This is a genomic window from Chitinophaga agri, from assembly GCF_010093065.1.
Lineage (GTDB): Bacteria > Bacteroidota > Bacteroidia > Chitinophagales > Chitinophagaceae > Chitinophaga > Chitinophaga agri.
The window spans coordinates 7,702,615-7,724,873 of sequence record NZ_CP048113.1 but is presented as its reverse complement, the minus strand read 5'-3'; the positions used below and the strand labels follow the sequence as shown (position 1 = coordinate 7,724,873).

Here is a 22,259-nt window from a genome sequence, read left to right as displayed (position 1 = left end):
TACACCCGGCTATGACCAACCATCTCCAACGCGACAACTGGATAGATTATCTGCGCAGCGCTATTACTGTGCTGGTGGTCGCTCACCATTGCTCGCTCGCCTATACTACCTTTGCGGCTTTCGACGCAAACGCCTATATCAGTTCTACGCATCCTGTCGTGGATGCCAGGAGATGGATAGGGCTTGATATCTTTGAGAACTTCAATGATATCTTTTTTATGTCGCTGATGTTTTTTATCGGCGGACTGTTCCTCACCAAAAGCATTGCCAGAAAGGGTGTGGTTGCGTTTATCAAAGACCGCTTCCTGAGACTACTGTTACCCTTCATGATCAGTGTATCCCTATTCATGCTCATAGCGCATTTTCCGGCATATTATCTGGCACATCATAGCTGGAACGTCGCTGACTATGTGGTAGATTTCTTTACCATTGAACAATGGCCGGTAGGCCCGCCGTGGTTTATCTGGGTACTGTTCGCCTTCAATACCATATTTGCCGTTACCTATCCCCTGTTACGATCGTTCTACAGCCGGACAGGTAAGGTCATACAGTCGTTAGGTGAACGTCCGCTGCTATTCATTGGTCTGTTTATCCTGATCACCTGGCTCACGTATGTACCCACGGCCATGATCGTAGGTATGGGTACCTGGACCGGATGGGGACCTTTTGATTTTCAGCTGAGCAGGGTGATGCTCTACTTCGCCTACTTCATACTCGGCACAATCGTAGGTAGTGATAACTTTCAGCAGGGCCTTTTCGCGGAGACAGCCGCCCTGACACGCAAATGGAAACTATGGATTGTACTGGCTTTTATTGCGTACTCCCTGATCACCATCAACACTATCTATGAGCCATTAAGACAGCTGGCATTGAATGGATCACTGTCGCCCATTGTCGCATATATGATCTATTTCACCGTGTATGTATGCTCCTGCGTATGCAGTTGCCTGGCCTTCCTGACCACCTTCCGGGCGAAGTGTAACAACGCTGTTCCCCTGATGGACTCACTATCGGCCAATGCGTACCTGATCTATCTCATCCACTACATCTTCGTCATCTGGTCACAATTCGCGCTGCTCGATGTACCGTTACCTGCCATTGTGAAATTTTCACTGTCCTTCTCCTCTTCGGTGGGCCTGAGCTGGGGACTGAGTATCCTGCTGCGGAGAATAAAGATCATTCAGCGATATGCCTGATCCTGCATGGCAATGACGCAGCACGTCATGACTACGCTCCATATTGTTGTTGCCAGGGAATTACAGTATTTCCTGGCAATTTTTTTATCACCCCTAAACACCATTGTATGCCAGACACACATTCCCCCATGCCACACAGCTACCGGATCGTGCGTGCCTATCTCAAAGACCCTACCGGCATATGACATCACTAACACAAAAGATTGCTCTTTTTTTCTGACCTGATGAACATAATCACCTACCTGGATGTTATGGTTAGGTCCCTAACAGCAACAACTATTTATGCGATTATTTGCCCCTACATGTCGTTTATCCCACAACTGCGTAAACTTATTTATTTTATTTAATGTCTTTTTCCTTTGCTCGCTGTATACCTTCGGACAAGCACCAACGATCACCAGCTTTACACCGGGGAATGTATGCCAGGGAACAGCCATTACCATTACCGGCACCAACTTCACCGGGGCAACCGCTGTCAGTATAGGTAGCGCCAATGCAGCGGGTTTCACCGTTACCAGTCCGACGACTATTACGGCAGTTGTCTCCACCAGTGCATCGACAGGCGGCATCACTGTTACGACGCCTGATGGTACTGCCACCGCCACAGGCAACCTGACCATCAGGCCCATTCCCCGACCGGAACTACAGGACGTCGGTACAAAAGACGCTGAATTCTCCAACTGTGACGGCAGCTTATCTTATACCCTGCGTGTAGCGAATAGCTCACTTACGCCGGAACCCAATAGTACTTACAGCATCAACTGGGGAGATGGATCACCTGCATTTACACCAGGTACCTGGCCGGCAAACGCAGAAGTAAGTCATACCTATAACTCACAGGGGTATTTCCCGGTGACGATCACGATCACGCCTCCCAATGGCTGTACACAAACCAGGACATACCAGTTCTACAATGGAAAGAACCCACTCGCAAGCTTCAGTACATCTACCTCTACCACCGGACTATGCGTACCAGCGCCGATAGAATTCCAGATAGGTAACTGGTTCAATAACACCCCTGGTACCACTTACGAAATTGACTTCGGTGACCGCACCCCGCCCCTCGTATTACAACATCCGCTCAATCCCACCCAAACAACGCATCTCGTTACACATACCTACAGCGTCTCTTCATGTCCGGCAGTGGACTTTACTGCCACACTAAAAGTGAGCAACGGTTGTTTTACCACCACCTATACACTCGACCAGATCATCATCCGGAAAAAGCCGGTGGCCGATTTCAGTACGCCGCAGGCGCTTTGTATCAATACGCCCGTCTGCTTCACCAACCTGACAGAGGATGGATATGGTGGTACCAGCTGTAACAGGAATACGAACTTCCTATGGGAGTTCGGAGATGGCACTACGTCTACAAACAGAACTCCTGCCTGTCACACATTTCCCGGTGCAGGTACCTACACTGTTAAACTGACCGCTACCAATAACGCCTGCGGGGATGATGTAAAAACCAGGCAGATCGTGATACGGGATGTCTCCCCTCCGCCTACGGTAGCAGCGGCCCCGGTCACCTATTGTGAAGACCAGTCTGCAGTACCATTGACCGCCACAGGCACCAACCTGTTATGGTATAGCTTTTCCAGCGGCGGCACAGGCGCCGTTACACCGCCTACACCAGCGACCAACCGGCCAGGCACTTTCACCTATTACGTCACACAGACACTACCTGATCATTGTGAAAGTCCGAGAGCCGCCATCACTGTCATCGTCCATCCACTGCCGCAACCACCCACCGTCAATTCCCCTGTAGGGCTTTGCCGTACTCAGGCGGCCACCCCATTAACCGCGACAGGCACAGGATTGCTTTGGTATACTTCTGCCAGCGGCGGCACAGGGTCTTCTGCCGCACCCACACCGGTAACCACCAGCCCAGGTGCCTTCACCTGGTATGTGAGTCAGACGGTCAACGGCTGTGAAGGTCCCAGGGCAGCGATCAACGTTATTGTCAGTGAACTGGCAGGCCCACCAACGGTAACCTCGCCTGTCAATTATTGCCAGTACCAGCAGGCCAGTGCCCTGTCAGCAAACGGCACCGGACTATTATGGTACGCTGCCGCGAATGGTGGCACCGGCTCCAATACACCGCCTATACCGTCTACCGCTACTGCCGGCAGCACCACCTACTATGTCAGCCAGGTAACAGGCTGCGGTGAAAGTCAGCGGGCAGCCATAGAGGTCAATGTGACGGCCAGTCCTACTGCAACCATCGCCTATAGCCGGTCTGTATTATGTAACGTGGTCAATTCGGCAACAACACCTAATCCACCGGTAAGTGTTACCAGAACAGGTGCCGGAGGTGGCAGCTATACGATCTCTCCATCCACCGGCCTTTCTGTAGATGCTACCACCGGTACGCTCACACCTTCAGGCGCACAAGCCGGTACATATACCATTCGCTATACCATACCGGGTACGGCACCTTGTCCGGACTACGTGACCAGTACCACTGTCACTGTCAGCAGTACGCCTTCGGCGACGATCAGTTATCCGGCACTATGTTCTGCGGATGGTGTTACCAGTGTACGCCTGACCGGCGACGCCGGCGGTACCTTCTCTTCCGCTACTGGTCTGGCCATCAATGCCGCCACCGGCGCTATCACACCTGGCAGCAGTACACCAGGTACCTATATAGTGACCTACACCATTGCGCCATCGCCCCCCTGCGCGGGTTTCACGACCAGCACACAGGTAACCCTCACACAGGCGCCTACTGCTGCTATTACCTATCAACCTGCCGTATTATGTAATATGCCCAACACAACAGGCACACCTAATCTGCCGGTAACGCCCACGCGTACCGGTGTATCCGGAGGTACCTATACTATCAGCCCCGCCGGTGGCCTGCCTATTGATGCAACAACGGGCACACTTACGCCAGCGGGCGCTGTCGCCGGCACATATACCATTACCTACACCGTAGCTGGCACCGGCGGCTGTGCGCAGTATCGTACCACAACGACCGTAACGGTCAACAGTACCCCTGCAGCCACCATCAGTTATGCCGGGTCACCTTATTGCGGTAGTAACGCAATGCCACAGCCGGTCACCTTTTCTGGTACACGAGGTGGCACCTTCAGTGCCGGTACCGGACTGTCTGTCAACGCAACTACCGGAGAGATCGATCCGTCGCGCAGCACACCCGGCCAATACACCGTGCAATACATCATCGCACCGTCAGCACCTTGCCCGGGTTATACGGCTACTGCGGCAGTGACTGTCAATGAGGCACCGGTCATCTCATTCCCGCTTGCGGCACAGGCGATCTGTTCGGGTAGTACAGCCTCCTTCCGGCCAACATCCACGGTCAATAACACTACCTACAACTGGACGGTTATGAGCGCACTTCCTACCGGTGTGGCCGGCGTCAGCTCGGGTACTGCCAATGGTGTCAGCCCGTCGATATCACTTTCGTTTACCAATACCGGCACTACCAACCAGGTACTCACCATCCGTGTCACTCCTGTGAATCCGGCGGCAGTTCCCTGTTCCGGTGCGCCCTACGATCTGAACCTCACCGTCAAACCTGTCACAGCTGCACCTGTAACAGACACCGCCAAGTTCTGTATGGGCATGCCTTCCGCTTCCCTATGGGTAACGCCAGCGCCGGGAAATACGATCAACTGGTATGACAATGATCAGCAGCCGCTCGCCACCCCTCCGGTGATCACTACAGGTATTGCTGCTACTTACCGCTACTATGTCAGTCAGACCAACGCTGAAGGATGTGAGAGTCCGAAAGCACCGGTGGTCGCCATCGTATATCCGACCCTGCAAATCACCAGTGCCACTGCCAGCAACCCTTCCAGATGTGGCGTACCTTCCGGTAGTATCGACCTGCATGTACTCGACCTGAATAACGCTGCGGTACCGGATATGCCGGTCACCGTACACTATAATAAGTTCCAGTTGCCCTACACATATGAGACGCGGACAGATGCATCCGGTAACATCACCGTACCACTGACCGCCGGGACCTATTCGCAGATATATGTGGAGACCGCGGGTAGTTGTATGGCACAAAAGATCCCCGATGTCTTTGTATTGAAAGACCCTTCGCCACCGGCGCAACCAGTAGCGGGTTATAATCCGCCGTTGTGTGCAGGCGCAACGCTGACGTTAACGGCCCTCTCTGCTACCAGTGAAGCGAACGGCCCTGTCGAATACGTATGGGCAGGTCCTGCATTCGGCACCTTCGCTGATACCAGCCGGAACACTGTGGTGAGTTTCCCGGGCGTCACCACTACAGATGCAGGTACTTACGTTGTGTATGCGATGCAGAACAACTGTATCTCCCTGCCGGCTGAAATTGAAGTAAAGATCTTAGCAGGTCCTTCCCTGCCGGTTATTTCAACGAGATCGCCTTTATGTGTGGGTGATGACCTGGTATTACAGGCGTTCAGTTCCATTCCCGGGAATACATCATTGAATTACCTGTGGAAGGGCCCCGGTCCGGGATTACCGGTTAATACACCTGCCGTAACGATCAATGATGTACAGGTCACTCATGCCGGTATCTATACGGTGACAGTCACTTCATCAGAAACGGGTTGCGCCGCATCTGCCGATACGATGATACAGGTAGGTGCTTATCCGGTTGTCACCTTACCACAGGATACAGTGAGCCTGCCTACAGGGTATCTGTTCCCACTCACCACTACGATCAGCAATGCCAATGCGCCAGGTGTGTCACCGGTCACGCAATATACCTGGACACCTGCACAGGACCTGCGGTGCAATGACGCACTATGCAGCGCGCCTGTTGCCACTATTAAAAACGATATATGCTACCAGGTGGAAGTAACGAATGCCTTTGGCTGTAAAGCGCGTGATCAGATCTGTATAAGGGTGTTCTGTCAGGAGTCGCAGGTCTTTATTCCAAATGCCTTTGCGCCTACCGGAGAGATCCCGGAGAACAGAAGGCTGATCGTCAGAGCTACCGGTATCAACAGCATCAAATCATTCCGGATATTCAACCGCTGGGGGAAGGTATTGTTTGAACGGAGCAATTTCCCACCGAACAATACCAGTTTCGGCTGGGACGGACGTGTCAATGGTAAACCGGCTGATACAGGCGTATACATCTATACGGTAGATGTGATCTGCGAAAACGGTGTGCCTTACACCTTTAAGGGAAATGTTACTTTATTCTAAACAACTTATCTATGAGACGATCTATAAAAACGTGTTCACTGTTGCTGATAAGCTGTCTTACCTTTTCCAAAGGTTTTTCACAGGACGTAGGGTTCTCACAGTTCTATGAACAGCCATTACTGCGCAATCCGGGTCTTGCGGGGGTTTTCACCGGTAACATCCGGGTATCAGCCTCCTATAGGAATCAATGGGAAAGTGTAACGATCCCATACAGGACTTTCGGATTAAGTACGGAGTTCAAAACACCGGTCAATTTTGTCAAAGACGGCTATGCGACTTTTGGTCTGCAGATACTGAGAGATGTCGCCGGCACGTCGCAGTTCAATACCACCCAGATCATGCCGTCCCTGACTTACGGCGTATCCCTCAGTGAATACCGGAATTCCTATCTCAGTTTCGGCTTCATGGGAGGATCGATGCAGCAACGTTTTGACCAGACCAAACTGATATTTAACGATCAGTATGTGGCGGGCAGTAATGGTAGTTATAGCATCAGTCCTGCTTCGCGTCAGGTATTTGATAATACCAGCGTCAATTATTTTGATGCCTCTGTTGGCCTGAGCTACAACGGTGTGTTTAAAAACCGCCTGGACGACATGTATGATATTGACTATTTCGCAGGCGCGGGACTTTATCATATCACAATGCCGGAGGTAAGTTTCTTTAAGGGGCATATCATTACACTTAACAGGAAGTTTACGCTGAATGCGGGACTGTCGGCACCTACCAGTGAAACCGACCGTTTTATACTGTATGCAGACTACTTCAGGCAGTTCAACCGCCGGCTCAAGCCTATTGGCATCAGCACGATACAAGCCGGCGCGATGTATAGTCATGAATTTGATCAGCAGACACTGACCCTGGGCATGCTCTACCGCATGCGGGATGCCGTCATTCCCGTTATACAGTTACAGTGGTCACAATTTATGATCGGGATGAGCTATGATGTCAATGTAGATAAGCTGGCGGTCGCCTCACAGCGGCGTGGTGGATTTGAGCTGGTGCTCTCCTACCGGGACTTCCTGAGCAGTAGCAGGGACACCAGGAGTAAGGAAGAGAGAAGGCAGTCATCCTGTCCTAAATTCGGGCGTTAAACAACGATTTTCAGTACTGAATAATACTACCTGAGGGTATATCAGCTAAAAACTGATATACCCTCTTCTTTTTCCTGTACTTACGAATGCCTGATCGGCTTAATATAAGTTCACCAAAAGGGCACCTCAAGGGCACTTCAATATCCCTATGATATTGAAGTGCCCTTGAGGTGCCCTTTTGGTGAACTATAAGTACTTATGTAGTAAGCCGTTTTAACCCTGTTTTTCTCCTCATTTTCCAGGTACCAGCATCTCACGTGTTCCCTGCATAACAATCGCGTTAACAGTAAATAACAGTTCCGGACGCTGTCTGGCACAGTTTTGTCATTATGATACACGAAAGAAGTTTAAACCGCCTGCAGACGTTGAACTTTCATATTGATTACGCTTAATTAAACTTCACCACATGAAAGCTTTAAAATATTTTGTCGTTGCCATTCTATTGATCTCGGGATTAAGCAGCTGCATGGTCGCTTATGAAAGACCAGGCTACCGTCATCCGCCACGTCCGCACCACCATCACCATCATCACGGCTGGCACAGGTAAGCATGATTTGCCTGTAAGCCGGTAAACCGGACGGTATATACACCACACAACAGGACAGTCTGCCCGCGGCAGACTGCCCTGTACCAGAAAATTATCTGAAATATTAGGCGGGAGAGATAAAGTGCGTTTAGTGATACTTCGCTTTCAGCTGACGGAAGAGGCTTTCCATTTTTGTATGTTCAGTAGCTGTAGCCCGGTTGTTACTGATGTCTTCCCTGATATAATTGATCCTGCTGGTCGTAAGCGGATGAGAGCTGATAAATTCCGGTGCATCCGACCGGTCACTCAATTGCTTCAATACTTCCATGAGCGCCAGCATTCCCTGCTGGTCAATATGATTGTTACGTAGGGTATGCATACCGGCAATATCTGCCTGCTTCTCGAATTTACGGGAATATTTCATGCCGTAGAGATCATTCGCATTGGAGAATAACATATTGGCCATGTCACCCGTATTGGCCAGTAGCAGTGACAATACCACGTTAGTGCTCATGTCATGGCATAGTTTACGCACGGAATGCCGGTACGTAATGTGTGCCACTTCGTGGGATAATAAAGCGGCCAGCTCCTCTTTTTTATCCAGCTTTTTTAATAAGCCGGTATAGAGAAATACATAGCCTCCGGGGAGCGCGTATGCGTTTTCTATTGCACTGGGTACGACAAAGAAAGTAAGCGTGTCAGGTGTATCCCATCTGATCTGCGCGGCAAACTGTGCAAGCAGTGCGCTGGCACTGTCATCGGTGACTTCATTCATGCCCGCCATGGCCGTTTGTCCCAGCTGCTGATCGAAGGTGCGTGGCAGATTGTTAGCTACTTTATCCGCCGTCCATGGCAGTACGAGAAAGAAAGCCAGTAATACTAAACCTATGAATACGGAGAGCGCAACGATGGCCGTCTGCATACCACTGCGGCGGAAGAAGTGCTTTGAGTGTTTATATTTTCGCAGGAATACCTTTACAAATGCCGGATCATTTATTTCCAGTTTTTGCCCTACGTGCTGCTGATGCATGATACGCATGAAATAATCGCCGGTTACCTCAAAATGAATAGCGGTGAACAGCCAGAGATAGCTTTGCAGGGGAGTTTCGTCGCCGATGGTCTCAAACTGCAGACCATCGTCATAGATCCGGAAGGATACCGGGATCATTTCAGCTGCCGGCTGCTTATAAAAGGTGCCTTTATACATAGATCAGATTAACAGAACGATCAAATGAAACGAAATCTACGACGAACTTTTTAATAAATCCATTTCTGTATCTTCATTAGATGAAACCATCCTTGTTATTGCTCCATGGCGCTATTGGCGCGGCTACACAGTTACAACCACTGGCTGCGCAACTTGCAGCGCATTATGAAGTACACTTACCTGAATTCCCGGGACACGGCGGTGCTCCGCTACCGGAACAGCGTTTCTCTATTGCACTTTTCGCTGAAGCCACCCTGCAATACATCCGTCAGCATAAGCTAAAGGAAGTTACCATCTTTGGTTACAGTATGGGGGGATATGTGGCGCTGTACCTTGCCAGGCAATATCCTGACCTGATCAGCAGGGTCATTACATTAGGTACCAAGTTCCACTGGGACGAAACAACAGCTGCCAGAGAAGTAAAGATGCTGGATGCAGATATCATCGTGCAGAAGGTGCCCGCTTTCGCAGATAATCTGGCCCGGCTGCATGCGCCGAACGACTGGAAAACGGTATTGCAGCGAACAGCAGAGATGCTGCTGGCAATGGGGAAGGATAATCCGCTGAAACCGGATGAATATAAAGAGATCTCCACCCCTGCGCTTATTATGCTGGGCGACAGGGATAAAATGGTGACACTGGAAGAAACGGTGGTAGCCTATAGAGGTATTCCGGGCGCCCGGATGGCCGTACTGCCCGGCACGCCACATCCGATAGAGCAGGTCAACATATCCCTGCTGACTTACTTCCTGCAGCCAGCCGGGATGCTGACAGACGTTTGATCAGCTGGTCAGGGCCTTCCGAGCGCTAATACGAACGTGTCTTCCAGGGTAGCGTCTATGGGCGCGTCCGGCCTTGGACTATGCGGTACTGCATAATACCTGCCGGTCAGGGTCAGGCCTGCTGCGGTCTTCTGAATAGCGACCTTCAGAAAACCGTGTTTATTATCACAGTAGGCGTCCAGCGACACATATTTAAAAAGGGGATAATCATTAGTGAACCGGCTATCGTCCAGGGAAGCGATAGGATGTAGTTCGTCGTATCCACCTCCACCGGCTACAATAAAGCAAACTGACTTCCCATCGGGATAGTGCCTGTTCAGGCGCTGGTAGTTGTGTACGTGTCCGCTGAAGACAATATCCGGGCGTACGCCTGTTTCGGCAAATGCCTCTTCCAGGAGCGTGATCATTGGGAGACTGGACCCATGGTTAATATCGGCCGTGTAGGGCGCGTGATGTATACAGATTATCAGGGCTTTATCAGGGCGCTCGCTGTTGGCAGCGATCAGCTCTTCTTTCAGCCAGGCTTTCTGTTCATCTGTTACGATACCGAATTTCGGCACGTTACTATGCATCCCGATGATATTGGCCAGCGGCGCCTTCAGTGTCCAGTAGACATTTGGCTGGATCATGCTTTTTCTTTCGGCGCCGCCACTGAATGAGACGGTATGCGGAGCAGTGTCGCAGAAAACGGCCATAAATGGTTCGAGCGCATTATAAGCCACAGGACCGTCCATATTGACATCGCTGTCATGATTACCCGCAATCGCAAAGATAGGCCCGGGATAAGCCTTATATGGGCCAAAGAACTGACGTTGGTATTGCGACGCCTCACCGTGGTTATATACCACGTCTCCCAGGTGATAGAGGAATTGCGGACGCTCTTCTGGAGCAGCCAGGTGGAACTGCTCTACCATCTGGCCTACCACCTCACGCTGAAAATCAGGACTACGGAGACTTCCGGTATCACCGACCATATGAAAGACCATACTGTTATCATCTGCTGATGGCAGTACGTCCTTTAAAAGCAACCGGTACGGATAACTTCCACTGGGTGGTGGTAATGCACGGAATTTATAGGAATCATCGGGCTGGTCTTTCTTAAGCACAGGTGTGTTATATCTCATGACAATTTTCTCTGTTCCGGGGGTAAAGATATAACCAAAACTAACTAGTAGGTAGTCCTGTGTGTAATCAACCGGTTAATAATGGCCCCTGATCCTGCCATGCACATCTTTCTCATACAGCTTTCTAAGCTGTGTATGGATACCTGCAGATAAAGGCGTCAGTTGAGAAGCAGACACATTGCTGGTCACCTGTTCGACCCTGGATGCACCTGGAATAACCGTGGTCACGGCAGGGTGGTCCAGTATCCAGCGGATAGCCCACTGCGCCATGGAACCTTCCGGTAATAGTTGCTGCATATCGGCTGCCAGGCGTACGCCCTCTTTAAAGTCTATTCCGGAGAACGTTTCTCCCGCATTAAAGGCAGCGCCATTGGCATTATAGTTACGATGATCTTTTTCGGGGAATACGGTATCCGCTTTGAAATGACCGCTTAACAGTCCGCTGGCCAGCGGCACCCGCACGATCAATGCCACACCTTTTTCCTGTGCCTTTGCAAAGATCTCATCGGCGACATGCTGGCGGAAGAGGTTGAAGATGATCTGCAGAGAAACCAGTCCTTCCTGCTCCAGGCAGATCAGTGCTTCTTCCGAAGTCTCTACACTGGCGCCGAAATAGCGGATCAGTCCTTGGTCCTGCAGCTTACGAAGGTGATCAAATACCTTTCCGGACTGCATTTCTTCCGTAGGAATACAATGCAGCTGCTGGAGGAATAAACGGGAAAGTCCCAGGTGCTGTAAAGAAGCTTCTGTATGACGCTTCATGGCATCATAGGAAAAGTTCTGCGGCCAGCCATTACCATTGTCCCCTCTGCGGCCCAGCTTCGTAGCGACAAACAGCTCTTTATTGACAGTGGATAAAAATTTACCGATAATAGTTTCACTCACCCCCATGCCATATACATCAGCAGTGTCAATAAAGTTGCCACCAGCATCGGTATATGCCTGTAAGATCTGCAGGGCATCTTCATCACACACGTTTCCCCAGTCGGCACTGCCCAGTTGCCAGGTGCCCAATCCTACTTCAGCTACCTGTACGTCTTTAAATGGTCTGTAATTCATAACTGTTTATTTTGTGGTCTGTCAATCTACTAAACCCTCCTCCTTCAGTTTACGCAGCACGGCAATGGCGCCCGGTGCCTGTGCCTGCTGTTGCGCATACTCATCCGAAGAGAAAAAACGGATCTCTCCTATTTCTGCTGATGGTACCGGTGTCACCTGCCTGTGCAGCCGGTAACAGTCCTGTTCCATTATCACACCATTCTGTTCTCCGAAAGCCGGCGCCGTGATATGCGTGTAGAATTCCAGTTCGGCTTCACTGAGCACCACATTCAGTTCTTCCGCGATCTCTCTGCATAATGCGCCTTTCTCTGTTTCTCCTGCATCGACTTTGCCACCAGGTAAATAAAAGCATTGTTTATTCCTGCTGAATGCCAGTAATAACTTCCGCTCCTGAATGATCAGGAGGCCAACGGTCTTTAATATTGCCATAATTCTAATTATTTCGTCCGCCGAGCAACTGTTTCACCTGATGTTTGTAATTTTTCCCAAGCGGCAATTGCTTTCCGTTCTTCAGTGTAACGGTATTGCCCTCAAGATAGCTCACAAATTTCTTATTGAGGATATAAGATTTATGAATGCGGATAAACGTTTCTGCAGGTAACTGGCTTTCAAAACTGGACAGGGTGCGTGGTGTGAGTAGAAAACGGCTGGCTTCCCAGACCTTGACATAATTTCCCAGGCTTTCGAGATAGTACAGGTCGTCCGGGTTAAGCGGGATGATCTTCTTATCGGATCTGATGTACAATTGTGTTTGTTCGGCCACAGGCGGAGCGGGTACAGGTATCGGATGACTGGCCTGCTGCTTCAGGTGGTATTGGGAGAATGCACGGTTCACCGCTTTCAGAAAACGATCAAAGCGAAAAGGTTTTAACAGGTAATCACAGACTTCCAGCTCAAAGCTCTCCAGCGCATGCTCCTCATAGGCAGAGGTAATGATCACCAGTGGCTGTTGCTGTAAAGTACGCAGAAAATCCAGCCCGGTGAGTTTAGGCATCCGGATATCGAGAAAGATAAGGTCAACGGATTGCCGGCTGAGCACTTCCAGCGCTTCGGTGGCCCGGTAACACTGGCCGGCCAGCTCCAGGAAAGGAACGTCTTCCATATACCGCAGGATCACATCGTGTGCTAGCGGCTCATCATCTACTATTAAACATCGTAAACTCATGCAGGATATAGTTGCAATACTGCTTTAAATGTATGATTTTTTATACCGGTTTCTAACTGGTAGCGGCCGGGATATAATAGTTCCAGGCGCTTTCGCAGGTTAGTCAGTCCGATGCCCCGGGTGGTGGTATTGCCTGGTTCAACGGAGTTCTCACAGATGAGATGTATCTTGCCCTGCCGGCATATCAGTTGGATGCGCAGGAACGCCTGTTCTTCCGCTGGTTCAATACCATGTTTAAAAGCGTTCTCTATAAATACGATGAGTAACATGGGGGCCAGCATCTGCGTCTCATCTTCAATATCTTTTATGAAATGTACGTCCGGCTTTTGACGGAGCCGCATCTGCTGCAGGTCCATATAGTCTTCGATATACTTCAGCTCCTCTTTTATAGTGACCCGTTCTTCCTGTCCTTTGTAAATAACATAACGCATCAGCTCTGACAGCTGTAAGATACTATCAGGTGTTTGCTTCGACCGCTGCAGGCTTAAAGCGTACAGGTTGTTTAATGTATTAAAGAAGAAATGAGGGTTAAGCTGCTGTTTTAACAGGTCCAGCTCTGTTTTTGTTTTCTCCTGTTCCAATGCAACAATACGATTGTTCTGGCGGGTCCATTGAATGGCGAGTACAATTGGCAGGGAGGCAAACATAATCATCAGTGCACCAAAGCTGTTCTCCAGTACAAAAGGATTCCTATCGAAGATACCCCCTAACAGGCTGTTAATGGGCATCCAGGCCAATAGTTGCCCTATAAACGGATACAATACCGCTACCAGTGCAAATACACTCATAAGATAAAAAATGATACCGCGCCGTTTGAGTATCTGAGCCACTAACACACGACTATTCAGATAATACAGGGCATAGCCGCAGCAGTACATAAACAGGAACTGTGCGAGTAACGCGATAAAAAGACCGAAGTGAGTGATGATCTTTACGGGACTGAATTCATACCCTATCAGCAGCTGGTCCTTTGTATGATAGCGAGGGTTGTTCAGACTGGATACGGCCATCACTGATAACAATAGCGCGATCAGTGCAAGACTGATCAGGACCGCCTTATCAAGACTGATCCGCCTGATCCAGCTGACATGCCGCATCTCCCGCTGATAATAGCTACTGGCGACCAGCAGTACGCCGAGCGAAATACAGCATAAGATATTGGTTAGATAATGACCGGCTGTTACTGCGGATGGATGATAATAGCAACTGCACACGCTCAGTAGCGGTAACATAACGGCAAACACTCCCCACCAGACCAGCTGGTACTGCGTGTTTGTAAGCCGTGCCTGTAATGGTTTGCTGTACCAGGTGAACAGCAGCACAGGCAGCTCCGGCAAGCCTAAAGCAGCCATATGCGATCCGAAAAGTTCCCAGGTCATTGTCCGCTGTCCCAGTATGACCACCCAGATCAGCAGACCGACGAACAGCCAGACTTCCAGGCCACGGATAACAAAGCTTCCTTTTTCTTTTAATGCATCCATATATGACGGGTAAAAAAAAGCTAATTCCATCGTCCGTACAAAAATTAATGACGAAAGAGGCTATTTTCATGATGTAAGTGCACAATGACGGATATAAGCCGGCACAGGGCGTTTGTCATGGCCGCCCTGTCTTTCCTCATATATAGTTGAGCGCTCAGCAGCGGTGGTATAGTTTGCAGACCTATTCATACAAAACACCGTTACATGTACCGACTACAGATCAGACAACTCAGCAAAAGCTATGGCCATCAGGTGAAGGCCCTGGATAATGTATCCCTTGATATCCCTAATGGTATGTTCGGGCTGCTGGGTCCCAACGGCGCAGGTAAGTCGTCTCTCATGCGCACACTGGCCACGTTACAGTTACCCGACAGCGGAGAAATATTATTTGATGGGAAAGACATCCTTCATCATCCCGCAGCATTACGTCATCAGCTGGGTTACCTTCCACAGGATTTCGGTGTATATCCGAAGATCTCCGCCTATACATTACTGGACCATTTTGCCATACTCAAAGGCATTACAAATAAAGCCGAAAGAAAAGAACAGGTAACGGCACTCTTACAGCAAACGAATTTATATGGCGTGAGGAAACAGGCGGTCAGTACTTTCTCCGGCGGGATGCGGCAGCGCTTTGGTATTGCACAGGCCTTACTGGGCAATCCGCAGCTGGTGATCGTAGATGAGCCGACCGCTGGACTGGACCCTCAGGAGCGGAACCGGTTCCATGACCTGCTGAGTGAGATCGGAGAACAGGTAGTGGTACTATTGTCTACGCATATTGTAGAGGATGTACATGATCTTTGTCCGGAGATGGCCGTGCTGGCAAACGGGAAGGTCATATTACGCGGAAAACCGGCTGAGCTGACCCATACACTCAAAGGACAGATATGGCGAAAAACGGTCTTAAAAGAGGCATTACCACATTACCTGTCAACCATGGATGTTATTTCAACCAGGAGGATTGCCGGTAGTATTCACCTGCATGTCCTGGCGGATAGCTGCCCGGAATCCGGCTTCCAGCCATTTACACCTGACCTGGAAGATGTCTACTTCTCCGCATTATTTGGGACCCAGCGTTCCGGAAAGGAGGTCGCAGCATGTTAAGTGATCTGTTCTGCTTTGAAATGCGATATCATGTCCGGCAGCTTATCTTCAAGGTGACGGCATTGCTGTTCCTGGCATTAGGCGTCCTTTGCGCACAGGGGAATTTTGGCGGTAATACCGTACATACGAATAGCCCTTATGTAGTCACGTATATCACCGGACTACTTTCCCTGTTCACCATCTTCGTGAGCACCATATGTTGTGCGAGTGTAGTATTGCGGGATACTACCTACAGAATGGATCAGTTACTATTTACGACAGCGGTGAAGAAACTGCCTTATTTCCTGGTCAGGTTCTCCGCTTTATTAATAGTCGTTTTTATGACACTGATATTAGCGACAGCAGGCATAGCGATCAGTGCCTGGGGGATTAACAGCGGGCAGACAGGCATCTTCAGACTGTCCTTCTTCCTGCAACCATTGCTGGTAATGGGATTACCGAATGTATTGTTCGTATGTACCGTGATCTTTTGTACGGCGCTCCTGACGAGGAGTATCCGCGCGATCTATACAGCCGGTGTACTGCTCTACATTCTTTACTCCATAGCAGCAATACTTGGTAACTCTCCACTGTTTGCCAGTTCGGCGTTAAAGACAGGCACGCCGGATCCGTTATCATTACTGGTCGATCCATTCGGACTGGCAATCTTCCTGGGAGACACACGCCTATGGTCAGATGTACAGCGGAATCAACAGCTATATGAGCTAAAAGGCCTCTTCCTGCAAAACAGGCTCTTATGGACGGCCTTATCAACTATGCTACTGTTCATTACCTATAAAGCATTCTCCTTCCGCCTTCATGTGACAATAGCCGGAAAACGTGCGTCAGCGAAAGCCACACCGGTGGCCGCCATATCTTATACACCGGTCAGCAGCACCGTCGCCGGATACCGTTATCACTGGAATAGTTTCCTGTCACAATGCAGACTGGAAGTCGTACAGCTTTTCAGACATATTCCGTTCCTGGTAATGCTGGCGCTCTGGATATTTATATTTGCGATAGAATTAAAAGACACACTGTACAGCGGCGCCTATGGTGTACAATTCTACGCCACCACAGGTTTTATGGCAGATGCATTACGGTCAGTGAAACCGGCCATGTTGCTGATCATCTTTTATACAGCTGAACTGGCGGACAGAGAACGTAGTAATAATATAGCCTCCCTCTTGTACAGCACTCCCCTGCCAGATACTATGATGTGGGCAGCTAAATATAGTACACTCGTCATACTGGTCATTACACTGATCACAGCGAATATTGGTATTGGCATCAGTTTACAGGTGAGTAATGGCTACTATCATATAGACATGCTTCCTTATCTGTCCCTGTATTACTACAGCGGGATACCATTATTACTCTTTGCGGTACTAACATTATTTATACAAACCCTCGCCGGCAATAAGTACCTGGGCATGGTACTGAATATGTTCCTGGCGTTGCTGATCATCTCCAGCCGCAGACTCGGCATCGAACACTACCTGCTACGTTATGCTACCGCACCGGATATGACCTGGTCAGACATGAACGGATTTGGACATTATGCAACAGCATTCAACTGGTATATGTTATACTGGTCTCTGGCCGCTACTATACTGTCTATACTGACAGTGCAGCTTTGGCAGAGAAGCAGTTATATTAAACAGCGATTCAGACTGTTACGCTTTCAATGGGCGGTTGCAATACCCGCTCTGCTGTACATCGCTGTCGGTAGTTTCATCTACTATAAAACCAATATCGAGGGAACATACAGGAGTGCCAAAGCGCAACTCGGCTGGCGACTCCGTTATGAACAGCAATACCGCGCGATGGCCGATATGCCACAACCGGTGATCACTGCTGTACGTACCCACGTTGACCTCTATCCGGGGGATGGGAGATACACCGTCAATGGCACCTATCAGCTCAGTAATCAAACCACTGTTCCCATCCCAGAACTTTGGATAAGTATTGATCCCGAAGTGAACAGCTGCCACATTTCCCTGCCAGTCGCAGCGAATATGACATACGATCCGGTATTTAAACAATATCTGTATGAACTGAAAAAGCCGCTGTATCCAGGCGATAGTCTACAGTTAAGTTTTACGATGGAGATCATCCGCTCCGGTTTTACTGACCTGAATAAGGAACATACGGTTGTCAGCAATGGTTCTTATGTCGAACTGGAGAAGTTTGTCCCATCTCTGGGGTACAATGATCGCTGGGAAGTGACCGATTCAGTCACCAGGAAGACCGATGGCATGCTGCCTCATGTCGCCCTGTTCTCTACGGACAGCAACTATCACCTGATCGACTATGAAACAACGATTTCCGTTGCTCCTGATCAGCAGGTGGTGACAGTCGGACAACTGCAGCAAACCTGGCTGAAGGACGGACGCAGGTATTTCCATTACAAGACGCCTGCACCTATCAATTTCATGTTTGCTTTCGCCGCCGGGCATTATGCGCTTAGCAAAGAGATATACAAAGGCATAACGTACCGTATTTTCTATCATCCCGGACATACACAAAATCTAGCTGCCATGATGCAGGGTATGAAAGATGCCATTGACTACGGCAGTGAACAATTCGGCACTTACCCGCTCAAAACACTGACACTGGCAGAGATACCACATTATAAAGGCGCCGCCACCGCCTATCCGGGAGTAATATTCAGTGCGGAGCGTCTGAACTTCCAGACAAACTTCAGCGACAGCAATAAAGTCAACTATGCCTATGGCACAACAGTGCATGAGACAGCACATCAATGGTGGGCCAATCTGTTATCGCCTGCTGACCAACCGGGCAAGGCTTTCCTGACAGAAACACTGGCACAGTATACAGAATCGATGGTACTCGAAAAACAGCAGGGACGTACATTATTACGGAAATATCTGCAGAATGACAACCATCTGTACTTCGTCATGCAGGATAAAAATGAGCGGGAGCTGCCACTGGTAGGGACCGTGGGGCAGTCCGCCGTTTGTTATCAGAAAGGAACACTGGCCATGTACGGACTGAAGGAATTACTGGGAGAAGCACGTCTGAATAACGCTCTTCACCGCCTGTTGGCAAAACACGCATATCCGCATACAAAAGCCCGGGCAACAGACCTCGTGAAGGAATTATATGCTACCGCTGATGACCGGGAGATCAGGCATATTAATGACTGGTTACAGCGAACCTTCATTTACTTCCAGCAGATCAGCATCCGTTCCTGTGAACGGCAAAAAAATGGACAATATAAGCTCACACTTGAGATCAATATTATTAAACAGGACCTTGCTACAGGTAAAGAGTCAGCACCTGACGATGATATAGACATTGCGGTGTTCGGGCACCCGGTAGAAAAATGGCAGACTTCCCCACCCCTGTACCTGCAGAAACATCACTTCTCTGACAGTAAGACTTTATTGACTATACAGACAGATACAGCACCTGTGACAGTCGCTATTGACCCTTATTGTTATATACCAGATCCCGACCAGGAGAATAATATCGCAACGTTATAACTATCCGTTGTTTGTTAACCCTTTATCTTATCGGCGTAAAGGCACCCCGCTGCATAATACGTTTGCCCTGACCGAAACACCTGTATGTGAGGCTGTAAATATAAGCACCTGCAGGCTGTGGGCGCCAGTCAACCTGCAGTTAGATGCCGCTTATCGTATTAGCGTGAAGACGCCCTTCTGAGTAGTTTCACTGCTTTTATCTCCAAAGAAGCTGTATGTCACTACATAGATGTAGGACCCTGCCGGCTGCAATACACCTTTATACCGGCCGTCCCAGTGTTCGCCAGGGTTAGTGGAATTAAAGAGCAGCTGGCCCCAGCGACTAAAGATCTGAATATTGTACGTAGCCACACCACGGGACTTGATAACAAACAGGTCATTCACACCATCCGCATTGGGCGTGAAGGCAGTAGGAATATAAAGCGAATTGTTAAAAGTTACATTAATAGTCACGAGATCGGTCTTCACACAGTTCATACCCGTCACCGTTGTTACAGTATAGGTAGTTGTCTGTGAAGGCGTCGCTACGGGATCCGCGCAGGTAACGCAACTTAGTCCGGCGACCGGCGTCCAGGCATAATCCACAGCATTATAGGCATTGAGCTGTACCGACTGACCAATGTTAATAGTTGTATCATTATTGCTGATATACACGGGTGGCAGTACCACATTATCCAGCATAATACTTTCCTGTACTGCACAATTCGTGTTATCACTTACCACCAGCTGATAAGTGCCGGCCTGTAAATTACTGATGGTGGTGCTACCTGCCACATTATTCCAGGTATATGTGTATGGAGGCGTGCCACCCGTTACGATAGCAGCGATAGCACCGTTCGCGTCACCACAATGTTCGTCTGTCTTATTGTACGTTAGAGTCAGTGCAGCAGCTTCAGTGAGGGTGACCGGAATATCCAGGCTACAGGAAGCATTACGTGCTGTTACCACATAGTCGCCTGCTGCCAGATCAGGAAACGTCGGGTTTGGTTGGAAACTACCTCCATTCAGTGCATATTCGATAGGAGGAGTTCCTTCTTCTATCGTCACTGTGATAACACCATCTTCTCGCCCATTACAGGTGGGAGAAATACCTGCGGCAGTTGCTGCTAACAGTTTTGTCGCATCTTTATGTACTTCTACCAGGCGCGCTACTTCACAACCACCGTTATCGGCTACCCTGATAGTATAAATACCTTCTATCAGGTTATTAAAGACATTATTATTACCATTGCTGGTACCACCAATGTAGTACGTGTAGGGAGCAGTACCACCTGTTATATTTACTGCAATACTCCCCTGTGGAGTTGAACAGGTGATATCGGTAATATCGGTGGTCATATTCAGCACCTGTGCAACGGTAACATTTACATCGTCAGCTGCTGTGCACCCTCCGTTACTGACCGTCACGCGATAGTTCCCGGAGTGGGAAACGATGATGGTCTGCGTCGTAGCGCCAGTGCTCCACTGATAACTACTAAAACCTGGTCCTGCATCCAGCACTACCGATCCCCCCTCACATACCTGCTGATCAGGGCCGAGGTCTACAACAGGCGGGTCTAATACTACCACAGTTCTGCAATAAGTGCTTTGTGTCGGTAAAGACTCATTCATCAGCAGATTGATCGTATATATACCTGGCTGGCTATAGAAAACCGCCGGTGGAGACTGCAATGTGGACGAGGCGATACTGGAAGTATTACAGCTGTTGAATACGAACCTGGACAGCCGGTGCCCCGTCGCATTCGTGATAAACGCGTACAGATTATCCCCTTCTCTGAAGATCGTGGAAATGGAGTGCGGGAAGCTGAAGCCAGCACCGGAGTTAAGCGCAGTGGTTGTAAAATTACTTGTAATATCTCCTTCAAAATCAATTCTTGTCAGATCGGATGCACCAGCGCTTACAACCAGACCGAAGATCTTTCCGCAATCCCTGATCACCGAAATATCCCTGGGCTTATTGATGATACCGCCGCCGTTGCCGAGGTTAACACCTGTGGGTGTATTGCCGAGACTATTGCCGAAATCCATTCTGGTGATGGTATTGTCAGCCTCGTTTGTTACAAATACATACCAATTGCCATTCTCCTGTGTGGCAAAAACGCCGGTAGGGTGGTTCAGATTTCCCACGTTGCCAAGATTCACGGCAGTAGGCGTATTGGCCACAGAACTGCCGAAGTCGAACCTGGTTACGCTGTTACTGAGGAAGTTTACGGTAAAGCCGTACCAGTTAGTACCTTCCCGGGTAATAAACAGGTCATGAGGGTAGTCCATACTGCCCAGATTTCCCCAGTTCACGGACGAAACAGGTGCGTTGGCCAGGGAATTACCAAGGCTAACCCTGACAATACGGGGCTGAATCTCGCTGGTGCCTCCCACAACGATCACATGCCAGCCATTGGCGTCCTGCACGATCTGCACCCCCTCTGTATGATTGGGAATGACACCTCCCAGGCTACCAAAGTTCTCGGCAGTAGGCGTATTGAGATAGCTATTCCCAAAACTATAACGTACCAGCTCTCCTATATTATTGGTTATGAAAGCACAATAATTAACCCCATCATTGGCGATTGCCAGGAATGTAGGTGTACGTAACGCACCATTGATATTGGTAAGATTCGTTACTACCGGTGTACTGAACAGGCTGCCTGAGCAAAAATTCCAGAACCAAGTACTGCCTCCGGTAGAATTATTTTGTATATTGAACGTCTGGTTTACACACACGGTATCCGGTACCGTAAAATTCGCTACCTGAGCGGCTATACGGGAACAGACAAGGGTAAACAGTACCAACATAGGCAGAAAAGGGGATCTCATGGTTGGGTTTTGTGTGTGATTATTCTCAATGAATGCTGGCGTGAAGG

General features: G+C 49.4%; 13 protein-coding genes. 6 read left to right on the top strand and 7 right to left on the bottom strand.

Annotation, left to right across the window (positions count from 1 at the left end; genetic code table 11):
- Positions 1 to 11 precede the first annotated feature (11 nt).
- The 3 genes from GWR21_RS30310 to GWR21_RS30300 all read left to right on the top strand — a co-directional run bounded on the left by GWR21_RS30310 (position 12) and on the right by GWR21_RS30300 (position 7,459).
- Complete coding sequence (locus tag GWR21_RS30310; RefSeq protein ID WP_162335431.1) at positions 12 to 1,196, top strand: acyltransferase family protein; 1,185 nt, start codon at positions 12 to 14, stop codon at positions 1,194 to 1,196.
- Between the two features lie 282 nt (positions 1,197 to 1,478).
- A complete protein-coding gene (locus tag GWR21_RS30305) occupies positions 1,479 to 6,365 on the top strand; it encodes an Ig-like domain-containing protein (protein WP_162335430.1) in 4,887 nt (1,628 codons plus the stop codon).
- A gap of 11 nt (positions 6,366 to 6,376) precedes the next feature.
- Positions 6,377 to 7,459: a PorP/SprF family type IX secretion system membrane protein gene (locus GWR21_RS30300; protein WP_162335429.1), complete on the top strand. Its 1,083-nt coding sequence runs from the start codon at positions 6,377 to 6,379 to the stop codon at positions 7,457 to 7,459.
- Positions 7,460 to 8,133: 674 nt separating this feature from the next.
- Here GWR21_RS30300 and GWR21_RS30295 read toward each other — a convergent pair.
- Positions 8,134 to 9,192 (bottom strand): M48 family metallopeptidase, encoded by a 1,059-nt coding sequence (locus GWR21_RS30295; RefSeq protein ID WP_162335428.1) that lies wholly within the window; start codon positions 9,190 to 9,192, stop codon positions 8,134 to 8,136.
- Positions 9,193 to 9,272: 80 nt separating this feature from the next.
- Between GWR21_RS30295 and GWR21_RS30290 the strand changes: the two genes are divergently transcribed.
- Positions 9,273 to 9,974 carry an alpha/beta fold hydrolase gene (locus GWR21_RS30290; RefSeq protein ID WP_162335427.1) on the top strand — a complete coding sequence of 234 codons (702 nt, stop codon included), beginning with the start codon at positions 9,273 to 9,275 and terminating at the stop codon, positions 9,972 to 9,974.
- Between the two features lie 8 nt (positions 9,975 to 9,982).
- On the opposite strand, the gene GWR21_RS30285 is transcribed toward GWR21_RS30290, so the two are convergent.
- The 5 genes from GWR21_RS30285 to GWR21_RS30265 form a co-directional block, all read right to left on the bottom strand.
- Positions 9,983 to 11,098, bottom strand: a complete 1,116-nt coding sequence (locus tag GWR21_RS30285) for a metallophosphoesterase family protein (protein ID WP_162335426.1) — start codon at positions 11,096 to 11,098, stop codon at positions 9,983 to 9,985.
- Positions 11,099 to 11,173: 75 nt separating this feature from the next.
- Positions 11,174 to 12,157 (bottom strand): aldo/keto reductase, encoded by a 984-nt coding sequence (locus GWR21_RS30280; protein ID WP_162335425.1) that lies wholly within the window; start codon positions 12,155 to 12,157, stop codon positions 11,174 to 11,176.
- Positions 12,158 to 12,178: 21 nt separating this feature from the next.
- Positions 12,179 to 12,586, bottom strand: coding sequence for an NUDIX hydrolase (locus GWR21_RS30275; protein ID WP_162335424.1), 408 nt, complete (start codon positions 12,584 to 12,586; stop codon positions 12,179 to 12,181).
- Between the two features lie 4 nt (positions 12,587 to 12,590).
- Complete coding sequence (locus GWR21_RS30270) at positions 12,591 to 13,322, bottom strand: LytR/AlgR family response regulator transcription factor (protein ID WP_162335423.1); 732 nt, start codon at positions 13,320 to 13,322, stop codon at positions 12,591 to 12,593.
- On the bottom strand, positions 13,319 to 14,803 hold the full coding sequence (locus tag GWR21_RS30265) for a sensor histidine kinase (protein WP_162335422.1): 1,485 nt from the start codon (positions 14,801 to 14,803) through the stop codon (positions 13,319 to 13,321). Before GWR21_RS30265 ends, GWR21_RS30270 begins: the two co-directional genes overlap by 4 nt.
- A gap of 204 nt (positions 14,804 to 15,007) precedes the next feature.
- Between GWR21_RS30265 and GWR21_RS30260 the strand changes: the two genes are divergently transcribed.
- Both GWR21_RS30260 and GWR21_RS30255 read left to right on the top strand, forming a co-directional pair.
- Entirely contained in the window at positions 15,008 to 15,910 is a 903-nt protein-coding gene (locus GWR21_RS30260; protein ID WP_162335421.1) for an ABC transporter ATP-binding protein, read from the top strand.
- The gene (locus GWR21_RS30255; protein ID WP_162335420.1) at positions 15,904 to 19,398 is read left to right on the top strand and encodes an ABC transporter permease/M1 family aminopeptidase; all 3,495 of its coding nucleotides are present in this window, start codon (positions 15,904 to 15,906) and stop codon (positions 19,396 to 19,398) included. Before GWR21_RS30260 ends, GWR21_RS30255 begins: the two co-directional genes overlap by 7 nt.
- A gap of 150 nt (positions 19,399 to 19,548) precedes the next feature.
- On the opposite strand, the gene GWR21_RS30250 is transcribed toward GWR21_RS30255, so the two are convergent.
- Entirely contained in the window at positions 19,549 to 22,212 is a 2,664-nt protein-coding gene (locus GWR21_RS30250) for a T9SS type B sorting domain-containing protein (RefSeq protein ID WP_162335419.1), read from the bottom strand.
- Positions 22,213 to 22,259 lie beyond the last annotated feature (47 nt).